Source organism: Oleiphilus sp. HI0117, assembly GCF_001635235.1.
This window is the reverse complement of sequence record NZ_LWGA01000063.1, coordinates 1-1,541: the sequence shown is the minus strand read 5'-3', so window position 1 is coordinate 1,541 and position 1,541 is coordinate 1. Positions and strand designations below refer to the sequence as shown.

Below are 1,541 nucleotides of genomic sequence, written 5' to 3'. Positions count from 1 at the left end.
CGGTAGAGCAGGGGCAGACCGTCTTTATGGTGTCTTGGTTGAACCCGACTGAAAAAGAGCGGAATATCGGTTTCGACCGCTATGTCACCGACGGTGCATTACATGCTCTAGAAGTGGTTGAAAAACAAACGGGGATCCGTGAAATCAATGCGGCGGCCTATTGTATTGGCGGCACCTTATTAATGACTACGCTAGCCTATATGGCTGCGCGTAAGCTAAAGCCTCGTGTTAAGTCAGCAACGCTTTTTACGACCTTGACAGATTTCTCTGATCCGGGAGATATTGGTGTATTTATCGATGACCATACGATTAAAGCGATAGAACATCAGAATAATCAAAAAGGCTACTTCGATGGCAGAGTGATGGCGGTTTCATTCAGCAAACTGCGTGAGAACTCTCTGTATTGGAATTACTATATCCAGAACTATCTAAAGGGTGAGTCTCCGACGCCTTTTGATCTTTTATACTGGAACTCCGATAGTACTAATATCACCGGTGCTTGTCATAACGAGATGCTGCGAAAATTCTATATGGAAAATCGTTTGGTTAAACCAGGTGCTTATGCGGTCAATGGCACCAAAATAGACTTGTCCAAAATAGAAGTACCTTTGTATTTTATCAGTACCCATCAAGATCATATTGCCAAGTGGCGTGTTACCTATGAAGGTGCCAAAATCTGCAAAGACAACGCAACCTTTGTGCTGGGTGAGTCCGGTCATATAGCGGGTATTGTTAACCCTCCAGCGAAGAAGAAGTATTCTTACTGGACGAATGAGAATATTGTTGACGATGCGGATGAGTGGCTCGCGGCGAGTGAGCACCATAAAGGCAGTTGGTGGACACATTGGAACGACTGGCTCCAGCCCTATAAAGGCGAAGAGATCGAAGCTCGTTTGCCCGAAGCAGGAAAGCTTGAAGTCTTATGTGATGCCCCTGGTACCTATGTAAAACGTAAGCTTGGTGTGATGAACTGATAGAAGAAACTATCGTTCTAGGGCAGGCTTTTGTTTTTAATAAAACGCTGCCATTCTAGCAAGGCTTGTTGGAAGTCAAGTAAACCACATTCTGCCTGGAGCTCCTGGTCATATAATTCTGTATTTTCAGGAAGCTCTTCGTAGACCTCATAACCGAGAGCGTTCGCAAGAACTTCTGCTCCCACTTTGTCTAACCTGAGTTGAAATTCAGAGCCTTGAAAGTGGTATTGAGTGATTTGTCCTTTTTCCACTTTGTCTATTATTGTTAAACCTCGTCAATTGCGACGATAGTCTTTAGCTCCATATTGAAGTAAGTAGCGATAGCTTCATGGCCGCTAGAAAATAGGGCTTGCGGCTGGGAACTCTCATCAAACAAAAACTCGTAATCCAATTTTGGCCTCTGTTGTTTGATTAAAACATTTCCAAATCACCATTTTCAACCAGGTGCTCTACAATTTGATCGTTTTCAGTAAACTTTTCAGGTGACCAGCTAAGGTTGAAGATAAGGCGTTGATAGATGGTGATTTCATCAAAGCGGAATTTAGGGTCGATCAGCTTAAACTTAAA

The 1,541-nt window shown here is 43.4% G+C and carries 3 protein-coding genes; 1 reads left to right on the top strand and 2 read right to left on the bottom strand.

From position 1 onward, the window contains the following. Positions 1–974 (top strand): alpha/beta fold hydrolase (locus A3757_RS01030; protein ID WP_156506079.1); only part of this gene is annotated, 974 nt, incomplete at its 5' end. 17 nt (positions 975–991) lie between these two features. On the opposite strand, the gene A3757_RS01025 is transcribed toward A3757_RS01030, so the two are convergent. Beyond that, on the bottom strand, positions 992–1,225 hold the full coding sequence (locus A3757_RS01025) for a YacL family protein (RefSeq protein WP_197469623.1): 234 nt from the start codon (positions 1,223–1,225) through the stop codon (positions 992–994). A 14-nt stretch (positions 1,226–1,239) separates the two neighbouring features. Next, a complete protein-coding gene (locus tag A3757_RS27845; RefSeq protein ID WP_197469622.1) occupies positions 1,240–1,365 on the bottom strand; it encodes a YacL family protein in 126 nt (41 codons plus the stop codon). Positions 1,366–1,541 lie beyond the last annotated feature (176 nt).